This window comes from Niallia tiangongensis, from assembly GCF_044704065.1.
GTDB lineage: Bacteria > Bacillota > Bacilli > Bacillales > Cytobacillaceae > Niallia > Niallia tiangongensis.
The window spans coordinates 2,350,821-2,375,782 of the sequence record NZ_CP162613.1; the positions used below are offsets into that span (position 1 = coordinate 2,350,821).

A 24,962-nucleotide genomic window follows, 5' to 3' on the forward strand; every position below is an offset into this window, starting at 1 on the left:
GGAATGGCAATGACGAGAAGAGTAAATAACCTAATTCTTTGAAAGAGAGCTCCAGTTGCTGAAAAGGGGTAAGAATTACTTATTGAACCAAGACTCTGAGCTTTCACATTGGAACTTATGTTGAAGGGATAGTGTGACAGGTGCTCCTGTTATAGAGCTAGGGTATAAGTAGGTAACTACCGTACCTGAAGAGTTTAATATGGCAACATATTAATAAACTGGGGTGGCACCACGGATATAAAATCTCGTCCTCAAGACTAAATGTCTTGGGGGTGGGATTTTTTTATTGGCAAAATAGTTTTTTTCTATAAAAATGGAGGGATAAAAATGATGGAAGAGAAAGTGGAGTTAGATAATAGCTTGGAAAAAACGGTAGCTGAAGACTTACGAAATGGGGCATATAATCGAACGATTTGCACGAGATTTCCTCCAGAGCCAAATGGATATCTTCATATCGGCAGTGCATATGCCATCCATATGAACTATGCGATTGCGCAAAAATTCAACGGGAATTTTAACTTGCGCTTTGATGATACTAATCCTTTAAAAGAAGATATGGAATATGTGGATTCGATTATTGAAGATATTAATTGGCTAGGCTATTCTCCAGAAGAACGGATTTTTTACGGGTCTGACTATTCCAATGAAATATTTCATGCAGCATTGAATTTGATCAAGAAAGGCAAGGCATATGTTTGTGAATTGTCTCCTGAGCAAATAAAGGAATACCGCGGAACACTTACAGAGCCTGGTAAAAATAGTCCTTATCGAAACAGAACAGTGGAGGAGAATCTCGATCTATTTTGGAGAATGAAAAATGGCGAATTCCCAACAGGATCGCATGTTTTACGAGCAAAAATCGATATGGCTTCACCAAATATGAATTTAAGAGACCCGATTCTTTACAGGATTATTTATGCTAGTCATTATAGAACGGGAAACGAGTGGTGTATTTACCCAATGTATGATTTTGCTCATCCACTTCAAGATGCAATTGAAGGTGTTACCCATTCCTTATGCTCTATCGAATTCAAAGACCACAGACCTTTATATGAGTGGGTATTGACAGAGCTAGAAATAAAGGAAGCACCAAAACAAAGAGAATTTGGACGAGTGAATATAACTGGTGTTGTAACGAGTAAACGTTATTTAAGGGAATTAGTATTAGGGAAGCTGGTAGATGGATGGGATGATCCAAGATTACCAACAATCCGTGGACTTCGGAGAAGAGGCTTTACCCCGGAAAGTATACGTACCTTCGTTGATGAACTTGGCTTTGTAAGAAATCAAAGTACAGCAGACATAGCGATGCTAGAAAGTACACTAAGGAGAGAATTAAAATCAAAAGTAAATACAGTGATGGCAGTATTAAACCCATTAAAGGTGACAATCACCAATTATCCCGAGGACAAGACAGAGCTTTTATCAATGGAAAATAATCCGGAAAATCCGGCATTAGGAAATAGAGAAGTTGTATTTTCAAAAGAGATTTATATCGAAAAAGAGGACTTTATGGAAGTCCCAATAAAAGGGTTTAAACGATTAGCTTTACATGCAGAGGTACGATTAAAAGGGGCGTATTTCATCAAGTGTAATGAGGTGATTAAAGATGAAGCTACAGGTGAAATTATCGAGCTTAGATGTATTTATGATCCAAAGACCAAAAGTGGAACAGGATTTTCTGAGCGGAAAGTAAAAGGAACGATTCATTGGGTTTCCGCTATAAATAGTGAAATAGTGGAGGTAAATCTTTTCGAAAAATTATTTGAAGACGAAACGATTGTGAAAGATGTAGAAAAAACGTGGGAGAAAAAAATGAATCCCAATTCTAAAGTTACACTAAAACATGGCAGAATTGAATCTTGGATGAAGGACGCAAAAATCGAAGAGAGGTTCCAATTTTTGCGACACGGCTATTTTTGTGTAGATAAATATTCAACAGGAGAAAAATTAATTTGTAATCGAATTGTGTCATTGAAGGATTCTTGGAAAGGGAAAAAAGGCTAAAGGTGAAATCGAGTGCAGAGATTTTGTGCTCGATTTTTTACAAATAGCTATTTTAACTTCTTCAAGCGAAGGGATCTAAAGTTGGCTGAATTATTGTAAAATAAACAGAGGCAAAAGGTAATTTATGTTAACATAGATTAAAGCGTGAAAGAACAAGGGAAGATGGGTGTAAAAGTTAGAAATTTAGATGATACATAAAAATAGATAGAGAGAAGGGGATTTCAATGGAATTATTGAGACCATCTGAGCAGTATAGGGAACAGTTAATGGAATATAGGTCAGCATTTTTACATAGAAAAGAACAGCCGTATGGTGGCAGCTCCTTGCAAAATTATACGGACTTTCATGAATGGCTCAATAAAGTAATCAGCCAGGAAAATGGCGATAACCTACCACCAAATCGGGTTCCGGCTACTCAATTTTTAAGCATTAGCAAGGGGAAATTAATAGGGCTTATTAATATTCGCCATCGATTAACGCCAGAATTGTTGATGGAAAGTGGACATATTGGCTATAGCATTCATCCAGATGAGCGCAGGAAAGGATATGCGACAGAGCAGCTGCGACTGAGTTTATTAGAAGCTAGAAAACTGGGCCTAAATAAAGTCTTAGTAACATGTGATAAAGAAAATATCGCCTCTGCTAAAACGATTCAAAAAGTGGGTGGAGTGTTAGAAAATGAGGTGATTTCCGCAGAAGGGAAGGAGATTGTTCAGCGTTATTGGATTGAAATTGGTTAACATTTTATGTAATAGAAAAATTAATGTAGCAAACTATTCTGCAGTCCACTTCACAATGAATTGGACTGCTTTTTTTACAGAATCTTTTTTAGCAGAAAAATGAATATTTATAAGCTTGAAATAATCATCCAACCTGTTTATCAATAAAAAAAGTATAAAATTAAATAAAAATTTATTGTAAAACGATAAATGATGTGGTATCTTTCAATAAGATAATAATTAGGAGAGGTGCTTTTTTTATGAAAAAAGGAACAACATTTTTTTTAAAGATAGCTGTCGTTCTTATTGGAACCCCCGTTCTTGCTTTAGGATTATGGGGAATATATGATTTGGCTAAAAATCCAGCAAATCCAGATTATGCCCATATACTATATCCGATTGTAATAGGGATATATTTATCAGCAATTCCATTTTATATGGCGCTTTATCAGACTTTCAGACTTTTGGGGTATATTGATAGGAATGAAGCTTTCTCGGTAATGTCTGTAAAGGCATTAAGCCATATAAAGAAAGATGCAATCATCATCAGTATCTTATATGTACTAATGATGCCTTTCATTTTTCTCTTAGCACAGTCAGATGATGCTCCAGGTCTTATCTTATTTGGAATGATTCCGATTTTTGCTTCCATCGTAATCGCGGTCTTTGCAGCTGTTCTTCAAAGACTTTTACAACAAGCGATCGATATAAAATCAGAAAATGATTTAACAGTCTGAGGTGAATGAAATGGGAATTATTATTAATATTGATGTGATGTTAGCGAAAAGGAAAATGAGCGTGACCGAACTTTCAGAGAGGGTTGGAATCACGATGGCGAATCTATCTATTTTGAAAAATGGAAAAGCAAAGGCCATTCGCCTTTCAACATTAGAGGGGATTTGCAAGGCTTTAGAATGTCAACCTGGAGAAATTTTAGAATATCGAAGGGATCAAGATAGTGAATAAGCAGAATATCAAAGGATATCTCAAAAAGTATCGTAACGTATTGGAGGACATAGAAATATAAAAAACATTTCGAAAGGAGGGACAATCAATGAAGCTACCTTTTTTCCATAAGAAAGAAGAAGGATCTGTCCTTTATCCGAATGAAAATATACCGGAACATATTGCTATAATAATGGACGGAAACGGACGCTGGGCAAAGAAGAGGGGCATGCCAAGAATTGCTGGTCATAAAGAAGGCGTATCTACTGTCGTAAACATTGTTAAAACAGCAGTGAATTGCAAGGTGAAGATTCTCACCCTATATACGTTTTCTACAGAAAACTGGAAACGTCCAAAAAACGAGATAGAGTTTATATTGAGGCTTCCTAAGGAGTTTCTATCTATTTATCTACCAGATTTGATAGCTAATAATGTCCGCATTGAGGTAGTTGGAGATATCGAAAAGCTGCCAGTTCATACACGTGAAGCCATTGAGTATGCAATGGAACGTACTCGCAATAATGACGGCCTTTTGATTAATTTTGCGCTTAACTATGGAAGTCGACACGAGATTTTAGATGCGATGAAAGAGATGTTTTCAGATATAAACAATGGAAAACTTTCACTGGACGAATTAGATGAACAGAAGTTTTCAAACTACCTTTATACAGCTGATATGAAAGAACCGGACCTGCTTATTCGAACAGGAGGAGAAATACGTCTGAGTAATTTTCTGCTTTGGCAGCTTGCGTACACGGAGTTCTGGTTTACAGATGTACTGTGGCCAGATTTCTCTGAGAAGGACTTTCTGCAAGCGTTGGAAGAATACGGGAATCGGAAAAGACGGTATGGTGGACTATAAGAGTTTAATAATATATGTTGTAAAAAAAGCAGACCAACTCCAAATTGTACTTTAACAGTTGATTATTGCTATAATAAATCAATATTTAAAGTAGGGGGAGCGTAGGATGGAAGCGAATGTTTTTGAAGAGCTGGCAAAAAGATATGATACAGAAGATAGAATAGAATTGGCGAAAGTGATCGTGAAGGAAGTTAGAGCAGAACTAGAAAACAGTAAATCCCAATCTTTAATAGACTATGGGAGTGGTACTGGGCTCGTTAGTTTAGAATTAACTGATTTGGTAGATTCCATTTTGTTGGTAGATTCGTCGGAACAAATGCTAGAGGTTGCGAAAGGGAAAATAGTGCAAAAAGGTATTACGAACGCAAGCGTACTTTATTCCGATTTTACGAAAAAAACTACTGAACTTAAATCGGACATTATTTTCATGTCACTAGTTCTTCTTCATATACCGGATACGAAAAAAATCTTGCAGGAATTGTTCCATATCTTAAACGATAGCGGAAAGCTAATTATTGTTGATTTTGACAAGAACGAGAACATCAGTCATCCGAAGGTTCATAACGGTTTTTCACATGAAGAATTGAAAGAAATATTATCCGAAGCTGGTTTTAAGTCATCAAAAATGAAGACATTTTATCATGGTAATCGTATATTTATGAATCAGGATGCTTCGATGTTTATTTCCTGCAGTATAAAGTGATTTAGCACTATTCCTGTTCCGGTTCGTGATAATCGAACTGATTTGTCACGAACTCAATTGTTGCAAAATGGGAAGAATAATTTATGCAATGATCTTATTTAATTTTCCATTGTAGAAGGGCTTTCTTGTTGACAAATATAAAAATTTGGAATATCTTATATTTAGCTTAATACTTAGTTATAAGTTAATTTTCTTTGTTTCAAGATTAAGACTTTAGCATTCTTTTAATGCTTACATTGACTGAATGAAAAAGTAACTTAATAGAAAAAGGAAAAGTGATTTTATAAATAAGTAGCCAATTAATAATGGAATATTTTTTTATGAAAGTTAATTTACATATAAAACCTATAAAGGGTAGCTCTTCAAAAAATGCGCTGCAATTAGTTGAAGAGAAGCCGACAATTTTTTGTTTCCTATGATTAAAATCATGGTGAAGCATAAAGATTGTCGGCTTTTTTATTGGAAAAAAATGTTTGTTATACTCTTGCAGTTTATAAATGTCCGAATGATTCAACTAACCATCAGTGGGAAAAAGCCGTACTGATGGAAGTTTCACTTTATTAATAAGAATGTATGGAATTTTTGAGATTAAAGGGGTTTTCTAAGTAAGTTAGTTAAAGGAGAATTTCAACATGTTTGTTTCGCTGAGTTTGCCATTATTACTAGTATTGTTTTTTATGATGATTATTGTTTCTATGCTAAGTGGATTATTACTTCTGCATCCAAGAATGCCATTGAGCTATGTGAAAATACATAGTTGGATTGTGTCTTTTCCGCCTTTGGTTTCTTTAGTAGCACTTGTAAAAACGAATGGAAGAGAAAATATTGGTCCTTTGCAGTTGGATTCCTTGGCTTGGTTAATGACCTTTTTTGTTCTTGCCATTGGATTAATTGTGCAACGTTTCTCTATACGTTACTTAATGGGGGATCATTCTTATCGAAAATATTTTCCACTCTTTACGTTCACAACAGCTTCTGCATCTATTGCCTGGTTAAGTGCTGATCTGCGCTTGATGGTTCTATTCTGGGGGGCAACTCTTGCTGGATTAACCTTGCTTATAAGATTAAACAGTGGATGGAAAGTAGCGAATGAAGCATCTAAGATTTCTAGTCGCAACTTTATATTTGGCTGGTTGGCCTTATTATTGGCGGTCCTTTGGCTATTTCAAGGCACTGGTTATTGGAAATTATCGTCTGTATTATCCAGTGAAAATATAGCACTGCTTTCAACTGGGGAGAGAACAGGGATAAACTTATTGATTGTCCTAGCGGTCATTATTCCAGCAGCTCAATGGCCTTTTCAAAGATGGTTAGTAGAGTCTGTTGTTGCGCCTACTCCTGTTTCTGCGATAATGCATGCAGGGATTGTGAATGCAGGTGGGATTATGCTAGCTCGTTTTTCTCCACTCTTTAATGGAGATATGGCTTCTATTATCTTGCTTGTTATAGCAGGGATATCTGTCTTGATTGGTTCTGGAATTAGTTTAGTACAAGTGGACTATAAGCGTCAGTTAGTAGGATCCACGATTGGACAAATGGGCTTTATGCTCATCCAATGTGCGTTAGGTGCTTATATTGCTGCCATTATTCATCTTATTCTGCATGGTTTGTTTAAAGCAACGCTCTTTTTACAATCAGGTTCAGCGGTGCGTCGTTTCGAAATATCTAATCAAAGTAATAAACAGACATCCTTTTTTTGGACAATAACGGGGTGGATTTTAGGCTTCGCTGTTGGATGGGTCTTTTGGCTCCAGTCACCAGGAGAGGGATATCAATTTATTAGTGCGTTAATCTTAGGGTGGTCCTTGTCTATTTCTTGGAGACAGCTAGTAGCTTTTGGAGAGGGGAGCATTGGTCGAATTACAGGGTTATTAATGGTAGGAGGTACGGCTGCTATTTATTTCGCTATTCATCATTTTTTCTATGATTTCCTGCAGTCTACTGTTTCCCAAGGGAATCAACCTCCAATTGCTGCAGTCATCATTATTGCTTTTCTTTTATTAGTTGGCAGTGCAATAGGAGCATTTACAGCACGTAATCGTTCGTCTATTTTCTTTACGGTACTTTATCTTTGGTTAGTGAGATTAGGGGAAGCAAAGCCCAAATCTGTAGAGAGCCATCCGAGCTATTTAAAACAACAATTACCATAAGGAGGTAATTAGTGATGAGTGTTACATCTGTATTAACAAAAGAAAGATCTAATAAGAAAGATATAAAGAAAGAAAATACTAAAAGAGATATTAGTATTTTTGTTGAATCTGCTAGTAAAGTAATTGCACCACTTTGGCCGATTTCTACCTTTGCAGCACGTCATCCTTGGATGGGGCTTGAAAAGCAAACTTTTGATCAAGTGGCGGATCGGTTAAAGAATACTCGTGATGTGGATATTTATCCAAGTGCTTCTATGATTCTTTCAGCAAAAAATAAGGGGGAGATTAATGAAACATTTGTGAAGCAAGGACTGCAGCGATGGCTTGATTCAAATTTACAGACGTTTAATATCCCTCGAGATGTCGCAGAGCGCTTTTGCCATGCAGCACTGAAGTTGGAACCAATCCCATCTAATCTATTATCATCGATAGAACTCAAGAAAAAAGTGGAGGAACTTAGGAAACAGAATGCCGATTCTATCAATCATTCTTCCATGCAACCAATCAGTTCCCAAATAGAGAATCAAGATGGGGAAAAGTTAATCAATATTCTCGATTACCATATAATCAAGTGGTGTAAATTATATCTCGATGACTCTCAGGCAGGTTGGGAAATGCCTCATCGCGAGGATGGTTTCTATCGTTCTTGGCATCGTCTTGTTTGCTATGATCCAGCACTATCTAAATCACAGCGTGAAAGCTTAAAAAGTTGGGCAGAAGAGGCTGATAGTGCTTTGGAAAATGCATTAAAAGCACTGAATATTTCTGACGCAGAAATCCAAACATATCTGGAAGCGCATTTGCTGTCCTTACCAGGTTGGGCAGGAATGATGCTTTGGCGTTCTAAACAGTCGAATGAGGAGAATAATCTGCTAACTGAATATTTAGCAGTACGAATCTCCTTAGAATGGGCTCTAATACATCCCTATTTACCTTTTAGGAATAATCAATTGGAGAAAAGGGAGTCCATTCCTTCTCTCTTAGCAGCTTGGATTCATTGGGGAAGCCTTTCGCTAGAGGAATGGACACATATGTCAGGTGCTAAACAGCAGGAATATTTGTTATTTGCGGCAAAATTTGATGGGAAGCTTTGCAGAAAACTGTGGCTGGAATCTTGGGAACAAACCCATGCTGAGCAGTTAAGGCAAAAGATTATCTCCAATCAATCTAGTAACAGCGAGAAGGAAACAACATTAGCGCAATTTGTATTTTGTATTGACGTACGCTCAGAACCATTTCGTCGTCAATTGGAAAAAGAAGGACCATTTGAAACGATTGGCATGGCTGGTTTTTTTGGAATACCAATTGCAACGAATGAATTGGGGAGCGCGCACAGTCATCCATCCTTGCCAATTATGAATAAGCCTTTGCATAAAATTATGGAGAGTACAGAGGAGAATGAATTAATTTCTTTTCAACAACGTAAGCAGGCAGTTCATTCCTTAAGTTATACTTTTAAAACAATGAAACAGAACTTACTTGCAAACCTACTTTTACCGGAATTAAGTGGTCCCTGGCTTAGTCTTCAAATGGTAGCACGCAGTTTTGTGCCAAAAAGTGCAGATCGTTTGATAAATAATCTTCGTAAAAATTGGTTGCGTAAACCGAAGACAAACTTGGTGCTTCATCATGTTCATCAAACAGAGGAAGGAATACCGATAGGATTTTCGGAGAGCGATAAAGTGAACTATGCCCGACAAGCTCTAAAAATGATGGGAATAACAGACAATTTCAGCCCATTAGTTGTGATATGTGGACATGGAAGTCAAAGTATTAATAACCCTTATGCGTCTTCACTTGACTGTGGTGCCTGTGGCGGGGCATCAGGTGGATTCAATGCTAGGGTTTTAGCGACTTTATGTAACCTTCCTGAAGTAAGGAAAGAACTTTCTTTCGAAGGAATTGCTATTCCTGCTGAAACTGTCTTTGTAGCGGCTGAGCACAATACAACGGTGGATGAATTAGAGTGGATTTATGTACCAGAGCTTTCCAAATCAGCACAAGTTGCCTTTGAGCGTATCGAAGTCATTTTGCCAAGAGTAAGCCATCAGGCGAATGCAGAACGTCTTACGAAATTACCTCATTTCCAATCGAAACATAAAAAGCCAAAGTCTGCGGCCTATCAACTAGCAGAAGATTGGAGCGTGATCCGTCCGGAATGGGGGTTAGCTGGCAATGCGGCTTTTATTATCGGGCAACGTGCGTTAACGGAAGGTTCCGACTTAGAAGGCAGAGTCTTTCTTCATAATTATAATTGGCAGAAGGATGGCAATGGGGAACTTTTAGATACGATTATTTCCGGTCCAGGAACCGTTGCTCAATGGATAAATCTAGAATATTACGCATCAACGGTAGCTCCACATTATTATGGTAGTGGTAATAAGGCAACCCAAACTGTTACAGCAGGTATTGGTGTTATGCAAGGAAATGCAAGTGACTTATTAACTGGCCTTCCTTGGCAATCTGTTATGCAATCAGACAATGAAGCATATCATTCTCCAATTCGTCTGCTGATTGTCATTCAGGCACCTAAAGAATATGTGGAGAGATTATTAAAAAATAATGCGGCATTTCAACAAAAAGTAAAAAATGGTTGGCTCCGACTAGCGAGTGTCAGTCCAGAAGGTCATTGGGAAAACTGGTAGCAGTTGGTTTTTATAACAAAGGAGTGTACGATATGAATTTAGAAAAGACGAAAAAAGTGTTATTTCTGATGGATGTTAGAGAAGGCTTGGAGTCTATTTTAAAAGAAGAAACGAATATTCAACCAGAAAATATGCTGACTATCCAATGCTTTGGACCTGTTATTTCCAATCCTTTTGGGGATATTATGAGATCGATTATTCTTGCTATTTATCAGGAAGAAGTAGAAGAGATTTTTGTTGTAGGAACAAGAGACGAAGGAAATAGTGCTATTTCTATAGAAAATCAATCTATTGCCAAAATCCAAACATTGGATTATCTTTTTCAAAATAGCATGCCTGAATTTTCCGGTGAAACAATTAATGAATGGCTAAATGGTAAACAAAATACTGGTGACAATATCAAAAATTGTGTTAATATGATTTGTCACCATCCATTAGTGCCTGCAAATGTTAAAGTCCGAGGTTTAATGATTAATAATCAGCATGGAAAGTCTTCCATTGTGGAGATTGCTGCAAATAAAACTGCTTAAAAATGATAAATCACGTTATTTGTTATTGAGTCACCAATTGGATTGGTATATATTCATATATATTACAGAGATTTTTTAAATGAAGTGCTTTTCGATGATTTGCTTCTATAAGAGGTGTATCATCTTAAAAGGAAAAACAGATAGAAAACTAGTATTTATTGTTCAATAGGGGATGCATAATAAATGAAAATATCAAAAGGCTCTTGTGAAGCCGAGATAAGTAAGGCAATTACTCAATGGGAAAAGGACTTTCTTGGTCGTGGATCTTTATCTGTCAAAACAGATATATTACGGGATATGATAATAGTGAGTTTACAAGGTATTTTAACTCCAGCTGAATATACGGTGTGTGAAACAAAAGAAGGACTATTAACCATTAAGAAAACTCGTTCCGAATTAGTGGAATCAGGAGTAGAAGAACTAAAACAATGTATTTTAACCATTACTGGTGAAGAAGTAAAAAGTTTTCATACCGATTTAAGTTCTCGTACAGGTGAACGGGTGATGGTATTTAAATTATTTAATAATGTGGAAAATCATTTTATGTAATGGGTCAGGCAAGGCATATAGAGGATTATTGTATTTTTTAGACAGATAAAAGATTTAGATGAAGAGAACAAGGTTGAGACATAAGTATTCCAGCCATAGATAATAGGCTGTTTCAGTAAAGTGGTGGTATTAGCCGCAGCCTGAATACACTTCGCTTTCCATGGGGCGAGCGGTGAGCCTCCTCAGCTTTCGCCTCCGGGGTCTCACCTTTCTCGCAGCTCCCATAGGAGTCTACGTGTATTCAGGCTGCTCCGTTTTTCTTATTAATATAGTTTGTCCCGACCTTATTTTTTGGGGTAATGGGGAACTTGTTCATTTCTCCGATATAATAAATAAAACACCAACAAGAATTAGGATGGAGCCAATCCAAAAGGTTAATCCGATATTTTCTCCAAGAATAATCCATCCAAGTACTGCTCCGACCACAGGCTGGAAGAAGAAAAAGATTCCTCCATGAGGCGTTAAGCATTTGTAGCCCACGATTCCAAAGGAGAAATCCTCCGGCTGTTGAAACAATTCCTAAATATAATAGACCTCCAAAAATAGAAGGGTGTCCCCATTCAGAAATATTGATTCCTTGTAGCCTTGGCATAACAAAAGGTGTCAACACGATTAAAGCGACCGCGATAGAATAAGTAGTGACAACAATTTGTGAATAGTCACTTGGCAAAAGCTTTACAAGTACAGACATAAACGCCCACGTTAATGCGGCGGTTAAAAGTGCTATCCCACCTAATTTGCTTGTTAAATCAAGATTACCGATTCCGACAATAAGAAAAACGCCAATTGTAGCGAGAGAAACGGAAAGACCCTTTTTCATTGTCAAACGTTCTTTAAGCAGCAATCGTGCAAAAATAACCATAAATGCAGGGGTGGATGAAGTGATAATCGCACCCATTTGAGCTGTGGACAACATGGTACCTGTTTCTTGCGCCACAATAGAAATGGCATTTCCAATAATGCCAATTCCTATGATAATAAGGAAATAACGTTTTTCCATTCGCCATTTTTGCCGAGTTACAAACCCTATGATAACTAAAGCGACAATTGCGATTAGATAACGAATCCATACAAGTTCAAGTGGAGGAATGACCGCAACAACCACTTTCACAACAACGTACATACCACCCCAAATACTGGAAGCTAAGGTTAAATAAATAGATCCTAATATACTTTTTTTCATTTTTATCCTCCGTTTTTTTAGTAGGTCTAAAAGCCCCTAACGGAGAGATGCAGTCACCTTTCTCATTAAGAGCAGAAAGATGCTACTGGTACATCATTTTCAAATAACGGAGTCCAATACATTCAATTCACCTCTTTGTTGGAAAAATATTTCTTTCATTATAGCAGATTCTGAACATTCTTTGTTTTTAAATTTCAAGATATTAGAAACTGTGTTAAATTATTCATAATTTAGAACGAACGACGATATTTAAAGAACAAAGGAGGATATTGTTGTCTAAGGAACAATGAGAAAAGCTATTATAAATGAAACCAATTTGTTCCATATACGTATGAATAAATATAGGGAAAATTAGTACCAAATGGTATTATCTACGGAAATTTTTTTTTAGATGAATGGGAGGAGAAAATGAAAAAAGTTCCAATCTTCATAGCGGTTGGCGTATTTTTATTTATGTCAGGAATATATTTATCCACGAAATGGGTTATCGTCGGAACAGCGCTTTCCATTATTGGAGGATACATGGTGGGAGGAAGCTCATACTTCTTGATTCACACAAAAAATAAGCAGACTCCTAAGTAAGTGGAAGATAAGAAACGGGAGAATCATTAGAAGAAGCCGTTATTCGGGAAGTAGAAGAGGAAACAGGCTTGATTATAAAACCAGGTAAAATAGTCGCGATTAATGAAGGGAAGTTTTTAAAAAGAAATAATCACGCTATCTTTTTTACGTTTGAAGGAGAAATTGTTGGTGGGATGGAAGGAATTAGAATGCCAGGGGAAATACTGCAGCTTCAGTGGTTCCATATAGAAGAAGCGGATAAATTGGTTTCTTATTATGCAGATGGTATTAGTGAACTTTTGCTGGGAAAGGTGCCTTATTATAATCAAGGTACGATATAAGTTTACAAGAAATACATATAGAATTAATAAAAGCTTTGCACTTTCCTCATTACACCTTTGGTAATATGGGTATATAACAATGAATAGTTCAGGAGAGTGCAAATGAGAAAAGTAATGTTATTGATCAAGCTATTATTTTCAATGCCTAAAACACTATATTTTAACTTTAAAGCGTTTCCGTTTAAACAAGCAATAAAACTACCTATCTTAATTTCTTATAATACAAAAATTGCGGATGTTAGTAAGGGTACCTGTGTGATCAATGGTAAAATAACGCGATTTATGATTAAAGTTAATTTTACAAATGGGTCAGATGGAGTCAATCAATCATTAAAGAACAGCGGATTTATTTGCGTAAAAAAAGAAGGAAAATTAATTTTCAATGGGAAAGCTAATTTTGCGAGCGGAGTTTCCATTCGAGTGGACAAGGGGACTTTAGTCTTCGGGGAAAACTTTGACTGTAATCGAAACTGCTTTTTTGCATGCCGCGAAAGGATTGAAATAGGCGATAATGTCTTATTTGGATGGAGTGTTAGTGTAAGAGATTCCAATGGACATACGATTTATAATATCTTGGATAATAGCAAAGACAAAAACACAGAGCCTGTCACAATAGGTAATCATATTTGGGTAGGAGCAAATGTAGATATCCTAAAAGGCACCGAAATAGCAGATGATTGCATCGTCGGCTATAATAGCTGTGTGACGAAAAAATTCATAGAGAAGAATTGCACAATAGCAGGGTATCCAGCTAAAATTGTGAGAGAAAATGTAGGGTGGGCTAGATAATACATATCAGGTTAGAATTATATAGTTTAAGCATAAAGAGGTGATCATCTTTGATCGCTTTTTTTGTAGATTAGTGGTGGAATAGTCTGATAATTGCGTTATTATTGGTGGGAATAGTCCACTATTGATGGGGAGTAAAGGAATAGTTAAATACCAAGGGGGATTTTAATAATGGCCGTTGGAAACAAGGAGAATAGGATTGAATTTAAGCGAATCCTTGATGATGGAATGATGGAAGAAGTGAAAAAACTTTTTTTAGAATATGCTCATTCTCTAAATATAGACCTTGATTTCCAAGGTTTTGATACAGAACTAAATACATTGCCAGGAAAGTATGCACCCCCTGAGGGAATAATAATTGTCGCAATGGTTAATGAGAAGGGTGCAGGATGTGTGGCACTTCGCAATATTAAGGACGGTATAGCTGAAATGAAAAGATTATATGTTCGTGATGAATTTAAGGGATATAGAATTGGAAAAGGTCTTATTGAAGTGATTATTGATGAAGCTAAACGGCTGAAATATGAATATATAAGATTAGATACCCTTTCAACGATGAAGAAAGCACAAAGTTTATATGAATCAATGGGATTTTATGATATTGAGCCATATGTATATATTCCGATTAAAGAGGCGAGATTTATGGAATTAGATTTAAAATCTTATTAAATTATAGGTATCATGAAATGTTGTAAAAGAAGATATATATTTTAATACTGGATAGGCTATAGGGGAAATTCAGGTAATCGATAGAAGGAAGCAAACTACCGAGGTGGCACTCGGTTTATTTATTGGAAAAGGCTTTACTATAATTGATAATTGAACTGTGTTTGAAAAATAAACGGAATAATTCCGATTAAATTGAGAAATACACATATTTTCTTAAAAATAAAGGAGGTCTTTCCGTTTATCGTAGCCATATCTTTGGATTTTGTCTTATTTTCAACAGTTAATCGGAATATCTCCGTTTATATCCGCTAGTTATGCTCATTCTTGTACATTAGCCGGATATTCTCCGCTTATTGCTTATTTGTTCTCATGCTACTAGAAAATCAACATGGAATAATAACAGAGCCATGGAAAAAATAAAAAAGCTTCGGCCAAATTACAACTTAAGTCGTCTAATAGATAGAAGTAAGAAAGTAGGTGAGTCCCATAAGTACCGAAATGGAGCAACAAATGGAAAAAGAAACAGCCTTTTTAAAGCTTTTTCAACAATATGAGCATGATATTTATCGAATGGCTTATGTTTATGTCAAAAATAAAGAAGATGCACTAGATATTGTACAAGAAACAGCCTTTCGTTCTTTTCAAAAATTTAGTAGTGTGAAGGACTTTACCTTATTTAAAACGTGGGTAATAAGAATTGCTATTAACTGTGCCATTGATTTATTAAGAAAAAACAAGAAATTGGTCTATTTACAGGTGGAAGGAATAATAGAATCTCCAAGTTCTAAAAAGGAAGATATTCCACTATCCATTTCCTTGCAAGATTTATTGGATATATTGAATGAAGAGGAAAAGACAGTAGTGTTGCTGAAGTTCTACCAAGGCTACACATTTCATCAGATTTCCGACCTTCTAAATTCGCCATTAAGCACAGTCAAGTCAGTATTATATCGAGCACTTGAGAAACTGCGGAAAAAAGTAAGGAGGGAAGATATGTATGGATAATAAAATCAGAAAAGAATTAGATAAGATTGAAATACCTGAGGATTTACATAATAGAGTCATTTTAGGGATGCAAAAAGCAAAGAAAGAAAATTCAAACCCTGGTCTAAATAACTCATCAAGTAATAAAAAAACTTGGTCAAAGCGTAAGAAAAGGATTGTGTCTTGGGGTACGGTAGCTGTTTTAATGATTATATTTTTCAGTTCTGCTCTTGTTTCCCCAACGATGGCAAAAGTAATTTCTTCTATCCCTTATTTAGGGTCTGTTTTTCAATCGAAATCGATTATGACAGTCATTTATGAGGAATTAGTAGATAAAGGGTATGAAATTGAAGGGATAGGAATTGGATATGATCCTCAAAAAAAGATTATGATAACTATTAAAGGTTCGGATTATTATAAAGAAGTGAAAAATGAAGTGAAAAAGATTGCTGTAAACAAACTGAACGAAAAAGGGTATGATGCTTATACAGTGAAGGTAGATGAATTTAAAGAACGAACAGATTATGTTCTTAATGAAGAGGAAAATGCAGAAAAGCAATTACTAGAGCAAAAAGTAGAAGAAAAAATGATGCAATTAGATTATAAATTTGATATGGTCCAGGTTGATCCTACGGAAAACGCTATTTTTATCAATATTGTCGGGGATAAAAAATATTTCCAATCTATTGAGAAAAAGGTGGAAAAGGCTGGACTAGAGGTGACAAATGCAAATCATTATAAAGATTACCGGATTATTCCGACGAATACAAGGGTTGAATTCAGAGTTGCTGATAATATGGCACCCGTCAAATCAGCCATTGCAGAAGGTCTATTATCCAAAAAAGAATACAAGGTAACAGGTGTAAGCTATAAAAGGGTACCATTGACATTCATTATTAGTACGTCGGAGTTAAGTTCCAATCCTGCCGCTAAACAACTCGGAGCTGAAATTGAAGGAGTAATAGTAGAGTTCTTGGAATCCGATGAGATAGCGGACATACTTGCTAATGAAGAGTATAGCATTATTGTAAACAGTAAAGATAATAAGAAAATAAACTAAAAATATTAGGACAAAACTAAATTGCCAATCTGTAAAGACGAACAATCTTTAATTTAGTTTTTAAATATAGTCAAGTGTAAAAACTAATATTGAAATAGAAAAAAATTAATTAATAGGAAAAACAGAGCAGCCTGAATACACGTAGACTCCTATGGGAGCTGCGAGAAAGGTGAGACCCCGGAGGCGAAGCTGAGGAGGCTCACCGCTCGCCCCATGGAAAGCGAAGTGTATTCAGGCTGCGGGCAATACCACCGAATTTACTGAAACAGCCTTTTACAAAATTAACAACAAATGCGAATAATCATATGTAACTTTCGTGTGATTATTCGTTTTTATCTATAACTGGAATACTTATGTCCCAGCCTTCCTTTAATCCGTCATATACTCATTCACTAATACATAACATCTTTCTTTTGTTGATTCGTATAAAGAGATATATAATGCGACATATTCAAAGGTGCCTCCATTATATTTTAGTCTTTCTTCCTCCGCTTTTGCTTCTTTTTGATCAATCCATTTCAGCTGTTTAGTTTGTAAATCCTGCATCGTCTCTGATGACAAGTCTTTTTTTAATGTTGCATAAATAGCATTCAGTGCTTCGTCATACTTTTCATAAGAAATCCCGTAGTAATTTTTCATTGCGTTTGTAGCACCTGAATCGGAACCCTCTTTATCTGGTAATGTATCCAGCTCTTTCTGGAGATTATCTAATCTTTCTAGAAAAACTTGTTTGTTTCCCGCAATCTTATCTGGCAATGCATCAAGCTCTTTTTGAATAGAAGCTAAGCTTTCTTGCCTTTTTTCCTCTATATTATTCTCTAGTTTCGAATCATTATTATTATTAGCGGCTTCATCTGATTCATTTTGATCACTAGGAGTGGGATCCGCAATATTCTCAGATGCATTGTCTGTACTTTCTTCTATATTCTCTGGTTCCGTTTGATTATTGCTTGAGGTAGTTTCATTAGATGAATTACTGCAAGCAGACATTCCCATTAGTAAAATAACCAATAGGATTGCTGCCATACAAGTTTTACATGTCTTCATTTTTACAACTCCGATCTCTTTTTTAAAGATATAAATAGCTTCCTATTTATTCTCCTTTTTTTCATTATTGCAATCTCCAAATTATGGTAAGTTCCTTATTTATTATTCTATCATACTTAAAAAAATGAACCAAATTAGCTTGTTTCTTGACGCAGTACTAATTATGTGACACAATAACTACCGAACGGTCGGTAGTTTATATAAAAGGAGGATTTGAGTGTGAATAAGTATTGGCTAATGGTTTTTAGTGCGGGATTTGTGGAGGTTGCTTGGGTTTCAGGCCTAAAACATGCATCCACTTTTTTAGAATGGACTGGAACCATTCTCGCAATCATTATTAGTTTTTATCTATTAATCTATACAACCAAATATTTGCCTATTGGTACGGTTTACGCAGTGTTTACTGGGTTGGGGACAGCTGGAACAGTGATTGCGGAAATCATTCTGTTTAAGGAACCAATTAATCTAGTGAAAATAGTATTGATTCTCGTTTTACTAATAGGGGTAATTGGCTTAAAAATGGTAACAGATGAAGCGACAAATAAAGAGGAGGCTTAAAACAATGGCATGGCTAGCTTTAATTGCAGCAGGGTGTTGTGAGATAATAGGTGTCATCAATATAAAACGGTTAACGATGAAAAAATGGGATGCGCTCCTTTATTTGACTATTGGTTTTATGTGTAGCTTTGCATTATTAACCTATGCAATGAAAACTATTTCAATGGGAACAGCATATGGCGTGTGGACAGGAATAGGAACAGTAGGATCCGCCATCTTAGGGATGTTTGTATACGGAGAGCCAAAGGATTGGAAAAGAATCTTATTTATTGCAATGATTCTTTGTGCTGCAGTCGGTTTGAAACTAATCTCATAAAGGAGAGACTTTCGTGAAAAAAGAAGAAATAAAAAAAGCGGCAATTAAGTTTTTTTTACAAAATGGATTTGAAGGAGCATCTCTTTCCGAAATTGCAGAAGAAGCGGGCATTAAAAAAGCGTCGATTTATTCCCATTTCAAAGGAAAAGATGACCTTTTTCTCGAAGTATTAAAAGAAGCAAAGGCAGAGGAAATCGAGCGTAAACAGCAATTCTTTGAAAAAGAAGATAGTAGCAATCCAGAAACGTTTCTCTATCATTACTTACTTTACGTAAAAGGAATGTTTCAGGAAAATGAAATGCTGAAATTTTGGCTAAGAATGGGCTTTTTCCCGCCGATGCATTTGTATGATGTCATTCAAACAGAAGTAACAGAAGCAGAGAATTTCCAGGAGCATTTAATTGGCCAAAAGTGTGTGAAATGGATAGAAAAAGGGCAGCTTTCTATAAAAGATGCAAACACTTTCAACTCCGCTTTTACAGGAATAATCATCGCAATCATGGTGGAAATTGTTTATTTTAATTCGGGAAAAAGAGTGGATGATAAATTAGAAGCATTGTGGGAGGTTTTCTGGAAGGGTGTTTCGAGATAAAAAAAGGGGGGAAGGGAATTTTGCAAAAGAATATTATTATATATATTCCGGTGTATACGGAAGAAAATTCTAGCTTCCCAAAGACTGTAATAGGAAACTATAATTATTGGCTTCATGTAGTGGATTACTTTTTACGAAAATCGGATTGTGTTGAAATTCATTGCTGGAATGAAGAAAAGAATATTATAGAAGAAATCAAATCACAGTTTTATCCTGAAATTGAAATACGGAAAGAGGATAATTTAACGATATTTCATGGGAAGACAACAGCTGCATTTTCCCATTATTTATGCAACAGCAAAACAAATAAAGATGGAGAGTTAAAGTGGTTTACGGTGAATTTACTAAAGGAAGAGAGTATTGTATTTCATTCCAGTCATTGGGGAACAGAGATCTTTGTTCCCGATGTTATTGAAAAGGAAATCTCCTTTATCAAAAGTGTAAGCCCAAAAGATGCTCAAATGGAAATATATTAATTAGAATAGTAGTTAAGCCTCACCAAATCCCATTGCAAATGCTAATAATGTAAAAATAAGACCTGATGCAACATTTAAAAGGACCCCAAGAATAATATTGCTCCATTTCTTAGACAAGATAGCACATACCATTCCATTTAAAGATAAAATACCAAATAATAAGAAGAAAATGCCTGCATTTTTGGCGCTGAGAAAAAAGGATAATAGAATACAAATACCAACCATAAGTAGGGACACCCATCCATTTTTAGTCATTTGTAGCCCTCCATTATTTTGTAGTAAGTGTATTATACAATATTTCGAAATGGAATGGAGGTTATTTCCAATTTTTTATGAAAGTATTTATAGAAAATCCCCATAGTAAGCTGGCAAATCTTCTTCAACCTCGCATGGCGTTCCGTTTAAATAATTTTTTCCAAATAGTGAAACCGATTAAAGCACCAATCGTATTAAGGATAAAATCATCGATATCGAAGCTTCCTCTTCGTATTAGTAACTGGCTGAATTCAATTAGAAATAAAATAGACAAAAATACAATTGAAAAGACACTGACTTGTTTTGTTCTTTTTATGAAATAAGGGAGATACAAACCCATTGGTAAAAACATAAATAAATTGCCGAAAAGATTTTTAATAGGAATGTCTAAGTTCATATTGCCATGAAAAATAGCTTGTATGTACATACTTATCGTTTTAAAAGGGACGATATTAGAGGAGAACATAATATAATCTATTAAAGTCATTTCTGTCCATCCCGTTCTGTTAAAGAATAATAGAATGGCTAATACGTATAAATAAATAATAAGACTGAGGCTTATGATAATCTTTAAAAATTTTTTCATTCATTTCTCCTGATACATTTTAGTTTAGATAAACTTTTTCGTAAATAAAGGAATTTTCGAAAAATGCAAGATGTCATTTATGGAAATATTATACTATAATTAGAGAGAATAGTGAAAAGTAATGGAAAAGGAGAACTCAAATGTTTAAAAACAGGTTTGTTCTATATGGATTTATTTTTATTATCCTTGTTACTGGTTTCGTTGTTTATCAAAAAGTAACGGATGACACATATAAGGGAATGACTATTATTCCTGAACAAGAGAAAGATATCCCTCTATACGCTGGACTTAAACCAACTGAACACCGTTATATTATGAATGGAAATAGATGGGAGGATATTTATGAATACTACGATCAAGAACTTCCGAAGCACGGATGGAAAGTAGAGGTTAAAGGCTCAGCGCTTGAGGATAATGATTCAGCAAATGATTGGTCTGGATTTTATTCAACTTGGAGGAAAGAAGGATTTGACGGTGAACTGTCTCTATCTGCCTCGTATAATAAGGCAGAAAAGCAAACAGAAGTAATGTTTGATAAGCGGGACATTCTAGATAGTACAGTATGGTTGAAGAAAAAACCAGAGAAGATTCGTATATATCAAAATGACTCTGAACACTATGCTGTAGAAATAACAGATAAAGCAGCCATTAGCGAAATAGTCCAGTTTATAAATAACGAAGCATATGATTCAAAAGAAACGACTATTAGTAGAAAGCATACAAAATTAATGGATTTAGAAAATTTGAAAATAACGGTATATTATGAAAAGGAGAAGACTATTTTTCTTCAATCTGCAAAAGGAATAAAGGAAGCTAAACCAGATCCTAGTTTTATGGCGTTTATATTAGCTAAAGGGAATTGAAGGTTATTTTGATAAATACGAAGGTAGAGAATAATAGCCTTGTAAAGTGAGGAGATGAAAGTTGATGGTCTTTTGGTTTGAGGCTATGGTGGAATTTTAGCGTTTGGTGCCGTTGTTTTTTATTATGCTTCTTTAGGTAGGATGATCACTGCCGAAGAAAAGATAGCTGGCAGATATTTAACGTACGAGATTAATCCATTTACAGGTTCTGCAAAAAGCATAGACGAGAGTACTAAATAAACAAATGAGAGAAGGTTGTTTCTACAGCCTTCTCTTTTATATCTATCGATACAATTCAATCATCTGATAAGCTATATATTCAGAGATAAAATGAACTCCGTTTTTCAAAACTAGGCGATATAGATTCTGAAATTATTAGAACTATTATAGTAATGAACTGAATAATCGAATAAGCAATTAAGTATGAAAGCAAGTCTTTCTCATATGTGTTCTATTTATAACATGAGTTTGAGATGAATGAGAAGTGTATATTCGTGGAAAGAGTAGATTTTTCTATTAAACTTCATTCTATTTCTTTGAGGGGGGATAATTCTAACTTGTTCATATCTATTATAAAATTGTAGGTCAATAAACTATCTAACCCTAGAAGTCCTTTATGATTTTTGGGGAGAATTCCTACATCAACTTCAATGTCCTTTACTATAAACATATCAATTTGAATTTCATCCATTATTTTAGATGAAAAGGCACTGAGCCAACTATGCCATAGGCTTCATAAATTTTCATATAATACCCCTATCTCTTCTAAAATATCTGGGCTAATAACTGTGTGAGATGAGCCTGTATCAATAATAATATCATTCACTTGTAGTATTCTTCCGCGAAAAGTAATAATGAGAGATGTTGTTAGGAGTTGTCCATCAGATGAAATTTGCATTAAATTCGTCTCGCTCTTAATAACGGGTCTTTACGAATATGGACAATACATCTCTCGTTCGATGTATGGTAAACAATGTTGCCTGGTTTTACTTTAAAGAACTCTTTGTTAGCGTTTTCACTTGAAATAGAGAGAATGGGTGCTACTTCATCGATTATTTTTTTTCCATTTTCCTCATGATAGTCGAGTACTGATAGTAATACAAATTGATTAGGAAATAATTCCCTAACTTCTTGCCACTTCATAATAAATCCCTCCTTTTTATCTTATTATAAACGATTAAACTACGAAATTAATACTCAATTATGTTCTTTAAAAACATAGATAAAAAATGAAGTAGGGGAGGTATTGTTTTACTGCCTTCCCTATTTGATTCTAAAGGTCTATCGATACAATTCAATCATTTGATCTGCAATATATTCAGAACTAAAATGAACCCCGTCTTTAAGCCACCACATAATGATTCCCAAGGTAGAGGAAGCAAGTATATCCATTGATAAAACGATTTCCTTACTGTCGGAATTTTCTCTAACACGTTGGAGGACAATCGAATCCTTTAAAATCATTTGTAATTTTTTCTTAAAGCCGTTGTGTTCGAAGAGAACAGCTCAAGTGATGCGTATTATTTCATAACCATTTTAGCTGTTGTGGCATTGATATTAACTTTCTTTGTATCATCAAAAGCAAAGACGAAAGTACAGCCTAAAGAACAAGCTCAACCATTAACTAGAAAACCAACAATGAATAAAGTATGACCATGCTATTAAGGAAATGTCCCAAGTTTATTTACCACTTGGGACAGTTTTTTTTCATCTTACAGGTACTAATCCCTTATTTTAAATCTTTAGCCATCATATTGTATACCATCGGATGTCCATAGAAATCACCGGTATTTTCCTTAACAACCTTAAATCCTTCTTTTTCATAGAATACTATATTCGGATTTCCCTTATAAACCGTTAACGAGAGAGTACTTGGATTCCTGTAATAATTAATTCCTGTGTTTAATAATTGTTTGCCAATTCCTTGTCCTTGGAAACTTGAATGAATATAGATGAACTCTAAGTAGATATCTTTCTTCGATAAGTCGCCTGAAAAAAGGCGTATCCTGTTATTTGTCCTTGTATTCTGCAACTAACGTTAAAGAGGAGTTCAATCGATTATCCATTTCCTCATTAGCAATATTCCATGCTAAACTAGTATTATCAGAATTTTCCATATGGGATTAATCGCATTAGGAATGGGAACAATTTTTAGTCAGATTTAACAAATACATAATAGAACCGGTCAAATTACAAAGAAAGAAACTCTCCATATAAAACAAATAGGGTTAGGTGAAGGTAAATGGATGAATCAAAAAGAAGTAAAAGGAAAAGCTGGACTAAATATTCTATATGGAGTATTGCTCTACTATTACTAATCGGCTTTGGTACATACGGACTATATCTTCATTTTTCCACCGATACAATTGAGGGATCCGTTGTATCGGTAGAGGGAGAGGCAATCGATAAAAGTATTGAAGCAAGTAAAAGTACAGAAAAGGAAGCAGAAGTGGACATTAGCAAAATTGATTATGAATATTGGCATGAGTATCGGGTTATATCGACCATGCACGAAATGACTCATCAAAAAGTACGAGCCGATGAAAAATGGGGAGCGGTTCAAATGACAGATGAGAGAATAGACATGCTATATAACATCGTAAAATATAGCACTTACGAAAATAAAGATACTTTATTGGAAATTTTGTTAAAATGGAAAGCAGGAGATTTTCAGACAGCAGATGAGGATCACAATACCTTGTGGAGGCTCCAAGATGGAACAATCGGGAAAGCAACTGGAATATTGAGTGAAGAAGAGGAGCGAGAGTTTATCGAGAAAACGTTCAAAAATAAAAAAGATGAAGATGAAAATGAATGATTTCAATTTTCTTATGGAGAAAAAAGATTAGTCGCTTTGATGATGGTCCTATCTTAGAAGCACTTTAAATTAAAACGATAGGTTTATAAAAAGTCTAAATACTATTTTACTTTATCAGGTAAATGATTCTTATAGGAAATGACATCATAGTAACCCGTGTTATTTTCCCTACCAGGAATACGAATGACCATTCGAATGAAATTATAAGGTTGATCATGGGCTCCTTCGAAACCGATTACATGTAATGTCACATCATACGAATCTTCTTGTTCGTTAAAAGTAATCGATTCTATTTTTTCATCCATATAAAGCTGGTTATCACCATGCTTCTCCATGATTTCAAGAATAGTTGGTCCGAGAAATCTTAAAAAGGCAGACTCTGTTAATGTAGGCTTTGCATTTGGAGGAAGGTTTTCTGTTATGGTGGTTGCAGCTGTGACAGTATGAAATGATGTGAAAAGTAGTAATAATAAAAAAAGTGTTCTCATAATAAAAATCTCCTAGGGATGTTTTATGATGATTATTATTTGTTCAAAAACGGGATATATACGGATCTGTATGAAGAATGTACGGAGCTTTGATTCCAGCGAAAAAAGCAGTGAAAATTAATTTGTATCAAGCAGTATTAGAGAATAGGAAGGGAAAAGGAGGAAATGGAGTGGATTTCTACTGGTTCGGTCTACAATTCTGGTTGTTAATTGGTATAGGATTCTTATTATTTCCTTTAGGATTATGGCGGAGATCTTGGAAAATT

At 35.2% G+C, this 24,962-nt stretch carries 28 protein-coding genes, 3 pseudogenes and 1 other annotated feature; of the genes and pseudogenes, 22 read left to right on the forward strand and 9 right to left on the reverse strand.

Going from position 1 to position 24,962, the window contains the following annotated elements; genetic code table 11:
- Positions 1-256: a binding site (T-box leader), on the forward strand.
- A gap of 71 nt (positions 257-327) precedes the next feature.
- The 10 genes from AB3U99_RS11075 to AB3U99_RS11120 all read left to right on the forward strand — a co-directional run bounded on the left by AB3U99_RS11075 (position 328) and on the right by AB3U99_RS11120 (position 11,110).
- Complete coding sequence (locus AB3U99_RS11075) at positions 328-2,007, forward strand: glutamine--tRNA ligase/YqeY domain fusion protein (protein WP_400247575.1); 1,680 nt, start codon at positions 328-330, stop codon at positions 2,005-2,007.
- A gap of 224 nt (positions 2,008-2,231) precedes the next feature.
- Positions 2,232-2,747 (forward strand): GNAT family N-acetyltransferase, encoded by a 516-nt coding sequence (locus AB3U99_RS11080; RefSeq protein WP_400247577.1) that lies wholly within the window; start codon positions 2,232-2,234, stop codon positions 2,745-2,747.
- 239 nt (positions 2,748-2,986) lie between these two features.
- Positions 2,987-3,463 (forward strand): DUF2975 domain-containing protein, encoded by a 477-nt coding sequence (locus AB3U99_RS11085; RefSeq protein ID WP_341192956.1) that lies wholly within the window; start codon positions 2,987-2,989, stop codon positions 3,461-3,463.
- A gap of 10 nt (positions 3,464-3,473) precedes the next feature.
- Positions 3,474-3,692 (forward strand): helix-turn-helix domain-containing protein, encoded by a 219-nt coding sequence (locus AB3U99_RS11090; RefSeq protein WP_400247580.1) that lies wholly within the window; start codon positions 3,474-3,476, stop codon positions 3,690-3,692.
- Between the two features lie 88 nt (positions 3,693-3,780).
- Positions 3,781-4,533 (forward strand): isoprenyl transferase, encoded by a 753-nt coding sequence (locus AB3U99_RS11095; RefSeq protein ID WP_400247581.1) that lies wholly within the window; start codon positions 3,781-3,783, stop codon positions 4,531-4,533.
- A gap of 106 nt (positions 4,534-4,639) precedes the next feature.
- Complete coding sequence (locus tag AB3U99_RS11100; RefSeq protein WP_400247584.1) at positions 4,640-5,236, forward strand: class I SAM-dependent methyltransferase; 597 nt, start codon at positions 4,640-4,642, stop codon at positions 5,234-5,236.
- Between the two features lie 632 nt (positions 5,237-5,868).
- Positions 5,869-7,386: an NADH dehydrogenase subunit 5 gene (locus tag AB3U99_RS11105; RefSeq protein WP_400247586.1), complete on the forward strand. Its 1,518-nt coding sequence runs from the start codon at positions 5,869-5,871 to the stop codon at positions 7,384-7,386.
- A gap of 14 nt (positions 7,387-7,400) precedes the next feature.
- The gene (locus AB3U99_RS11110) at positions 7,401-10,031 is read left to right on the forward strand and encodes a DUF2309 domain-containing protein (RefSeq protein ID WP_400247588.1); all 2,631 of its coding nucleotides are present in this window, start codon (positions 7,401-7,403) and stop codon (positions 10,029-10,031) included.
- Positions 10,032-10,063: 32 nt separating this feature from the next.
- The gene (locus tag AB3U99_RS11115) at positions 10,064-10,561 is read left to right on the forward strand and encodes a carbonic anhydrase (RefSeq protein ID WP_400247591.1); all 498 of its coding nucleotides are present in this window, start codon (positions 10,064-10,066) and stop codon (positions 10,559-10,561) included.
- Positions 10,562-10,744: 183 nt separating this feature from the next.
- The gene (locus tag AB3U99_RS11120) at positions 10,745-11,110 is read left to right on the forward strand and encodes a DUF2294 domain-containing protein (RefSeq protein WP_400247593.1); all 366 of its coding nucleotides are present in this window, start codon (positions 10,745-10,747) and stop codon (positions 11,108-11,110) included.
- Between the two features lie 312 nt (positions 11,111-11,422).
- Here the strand turns inward: AB3U99_RS11120 and AB3U99_RS11125 are convergent.
- A pseudogene (locus AB3U99_RS11125) lies at positions 11,423-12,293 on the reverse strand (DMT family transporter).
- Positions 12,294-12,701: 408 nt separating this feature from the next.
- Here AB3U99_RS11125 and AB3U99_RS11130 point away from each other — a divergent pair.
- The 6 genes and pseudogenes from AB3U99_RS11130 to AB3U99_RS11155 all read left to right on the forward strand — a co-directional run bounded on the left by AB3U99_RS11130 (position 12,702) and on the right by AB3U99_RS11155 (position 16,697).
- Positions 12,702-12,875, forward strand: a complete 174-nt coding sequence (locus AB3U99_RS11130; RefSeq protein ID WP_400247595.1) for a hypothetical protein — start codon at positions 12,702-12,704, stop codon at positions 12,873-12,875.
- A gap of 23 nt (positions 12,876-12,898) precedes the next feature.
- Positions 12,899-13,195, forward strand: a pseudogene (locus AB3U99_RS11135) (NUDIX hydrolase); the annotation flags it as partial.
- A 102-nt stretch (positions 13,196-13,297) separates the two neighbouring features.
- Positions 13,298-13,984 (forward strand): acyltransferase, encoded by a 687-nt coding sequence (locus AB3U99_RS11140; RefSeq protein WP_400247598.1) that lies wholly within the window; start codon positions 13,298-13,300, stop codon positions 13,982-13,984.
- A 171-nt stretch (positions 13,985-14,155) separates the two neighbouring features.
- Positions 14,156-14,653, forward strand: coding sequence for a GNAT family N-acetyltransferase (locus AB3U99_RS11145; RefSeq protein WP_400247601.1), 498 nt, complete (start codon positions 14,156-14,158; stop codon positions 14,651-14,653).
- A 510-nt stretch (positions 14,654-15,163) separates the two neighbouring features.
- Entirely contained in the window at positions 15,164-15,658 is a 495-nt protein-coding gene (locus AB3U99_RS11150) for an RNA polymerase sigma factor (protein ID WP_400247603.1), read from the forward strand.
- Entirely contained in the window at positions 15,651-16,697 is a 1,047-nt protein-coding gene (locus AB3U99_RS11155; RefSeq protein ID WP_400247606.1) for a DUF4179 domain-containing protein, read from the forward strand. The genes AB3U99_RS11150 and AB3U99_RS11155 overlap by 8 nt, the downstream gene beginning before the upstream one ends.
- Before the next feature lie 369 nt (positions 16,698-17,066).
- On the opposite strand, the gene AB3U99_RS11160 is transcribed toward AB3U99_RS11155, so the two are convergent.
- Positions 17,067-17,744 (reverse strand): lysozyme inhibitor LprI family protein, encoded by a 678-nt coding sequence (locus tag AB3U99_RS11160; RefSeq protein WP_400247608.1) that lies wholly within the window; start codon positions 17,742-17,744, stop codon positions 17,067-17,069.
- Between the two features lie 219 nt (positions 17,745-17,963).
- Here AB3U99_RS11160 and AB3U99_RS11165 point away from each other — a divergent pair, with 219 nt between their 5' ends.
- From AB3U99_RS11165 to AB3U99_RS11180, 4 genes are read left to right on the forward strand one after another with little or no spacing between them, the layout of a single operon-like run.
- Positions 17,964-18,302, forward strand: coding sequence for a DMT family transporter (locus AB3U99_RS11165; protein ID WP_400247610.1), 339 nt, complete (start codon positions 17,964-17,966; stop codon positions 18,300-18,302).
- Between the two features lie 4 nt (positions 18,303-18,306).
- On the forward strand, positions 18,307-18,618 hold the full coding sequence (locus tag AB3U99_RS11170) for a DMT family transporter (RefSeq protein ID WP_400247612.1): 312 nt from the start codon (positions 18,307-18,309) through the stop codon (positions 18,616-18,618).
- 13 nt (positions 18,619-18,631) lie between these two features.
- Positions 18,632-19,210, forward strand: a complete 579-nt coding sequence (locus tag AB3U99_RS11175; protein ID WP_400247615.1) for a TetR/AcrR family transcriptional regulator — start codon at positions 18,632-18,634, stop codon at positions 19,208-19,210.
- Positions 19,211-19,230: 20 nt separating this feature from the next.
- The gene (locus AB3U99_RS11180; RefSeq protein WP_400247618.1) at positions 19,231-19,686 is read left to right on the forward strand and encodes a hypothetical protein; all 456 of its coding nucleotides are present in this window, start codon (positions 19,231-19,233) and stop codon (positions 19,684-19,686) included.
- 12 nt (positions 19,687-19,698) lie between these two features.
- Here AB3U99_RS11180 and AB3U99_RS11185 read toward each other — a convergent pair whose 3' ends face one another.
- Together AB3U99_RS11185 and AB3U99_RS11190 are read right to left on the reverse strand one after the other, a co-directional pair.
- Positions 19,699-19,941: a hypothetical protein gene (locus AB3U99_RS11185; RefSeq protein ID WP_400247620.1), complete on the reverse strand. Its 243-nt coding sequence runs from the start codon at positions 19,939-19,941 to the stop codon at positions 19,699-19,701.
- Positions 19,942-20,065: 124 nt separating this feature from the next.
- Positions 20,066-20,527: a VanZ family protein gene (locus AB3U99_RS11190; RefSeq protein ID WP_400247622.1), complete on the reverse strand. Its 462-nt coding sequence runs from the start codon at positions 20,525-20,527 to the stop codon at positions 20,066-20,068.
- Positions 20,528-20,667: 140 nt separating this feature from the next.
- Between AB3U99_RS11190 and AB3U99_RS11195 the strand changes: the two genes are divergently transcribed.
- Positions 20,668-21,390, forward strand: a complete 723-nt coding sequence (locus AB3U99_RS11195; protein WP_400247625.1) for a hypothetical protein — start codon at positions 20,668-20,670, stop codon at positions 21,388-21,390.
- A 733-nt stretch (positions 21,391-22,123) separates the two neighbouring features.
- Here AB3U99_RS11195 and AB3U99_RS11200 read toward each other — a convergent pair.
- The 4 genes and pseudogenes from AB3U99_RS11200 to AB3U99_RS11215 form a co-directional block, all read right to left on the reverse strand.
- The gene (locus AB3U99_RS11200; protein WP_400247627.1) at positions 22,124-22,288 is read right to left on the reverse strand and encodes a hypothetical protein; all 165 of its coding nucleotides are present in this window, start codon (positions 22,286-22,288) and stop codon (positions 22,124-22,126) included.
- Positions 22,288-22,533 carry a hypothetical protein gene (locus tag AB3U99_RS11205; RefSeq protein WP_400247630.1) on the reverse strand — a complete coding sequence of 82 codons (246 nt, stop codon included), beginning with the start codon at positions 22,531-22,533 and terminating at the stop codon, positions 22,288-22,290. Before AB3U99_RS11205 ends, AB3U99_RS11200 begins: the two co-directional genes overlap by 1 nt.
- 138 nt (positions 22,534-22,671) lie before the next feature.
- Positions 22,672-22,866 (reverse strand): annotated as a pseudogene (locus AB3U99_RS11210) (TetR/AcrR family transcriptional regulator C-terminal domain-containing protein); the annotation flags it as partial.
- A gap of 253 nt (positions 22,867-23,119) precedes the next feature.
- Positions 23,120-23,422, reverse strand: a complete 303-nt coding sequence (locus AB3U99_RS11215; protein ID WP_400247632.1) for a GNAT family N-acetyltransferase — start codon at positions 23,420-23,422, stop codon at positions 23,120-23,122.
- A 210-nt stretch (positions 23,423-23,632) separates the two neighbouring features.
- On the opposite strand from AB3U99_RS11215, the gene AB3U99_RS11220 reads away from it, so the two are divergent.
- The gene (locus AB3U99_RS11220; protein WP_400247635.1) at positions 23,633-24,208 is read left to right on the forward strand and encodes a DUF6241 domain-containing protein; all 576 of its coding nucleotides are present in this window, start codon (positions 23,633-23,635) and stop codon (positions 24,206-24,208) included.
- Between the two features lie 101 nt (positions 24,209-24,309).
- Here the strand turns inward: AB3U99_RS11220 and AB3U99_RS11225 are convergent, their stop codons facing one another.
- A complete protein-coding gene (locus tag AB3U99_RS11225) occupies positions 24,310-24,696 on the reverse strand; it encodes a hypothetical protein (protein WP_400247636.1) in 387 nt (128 codons plus the stop codon).
- Between the last annotated feature and the right edge of the window lie 266 nt (positions 24,697-24,962).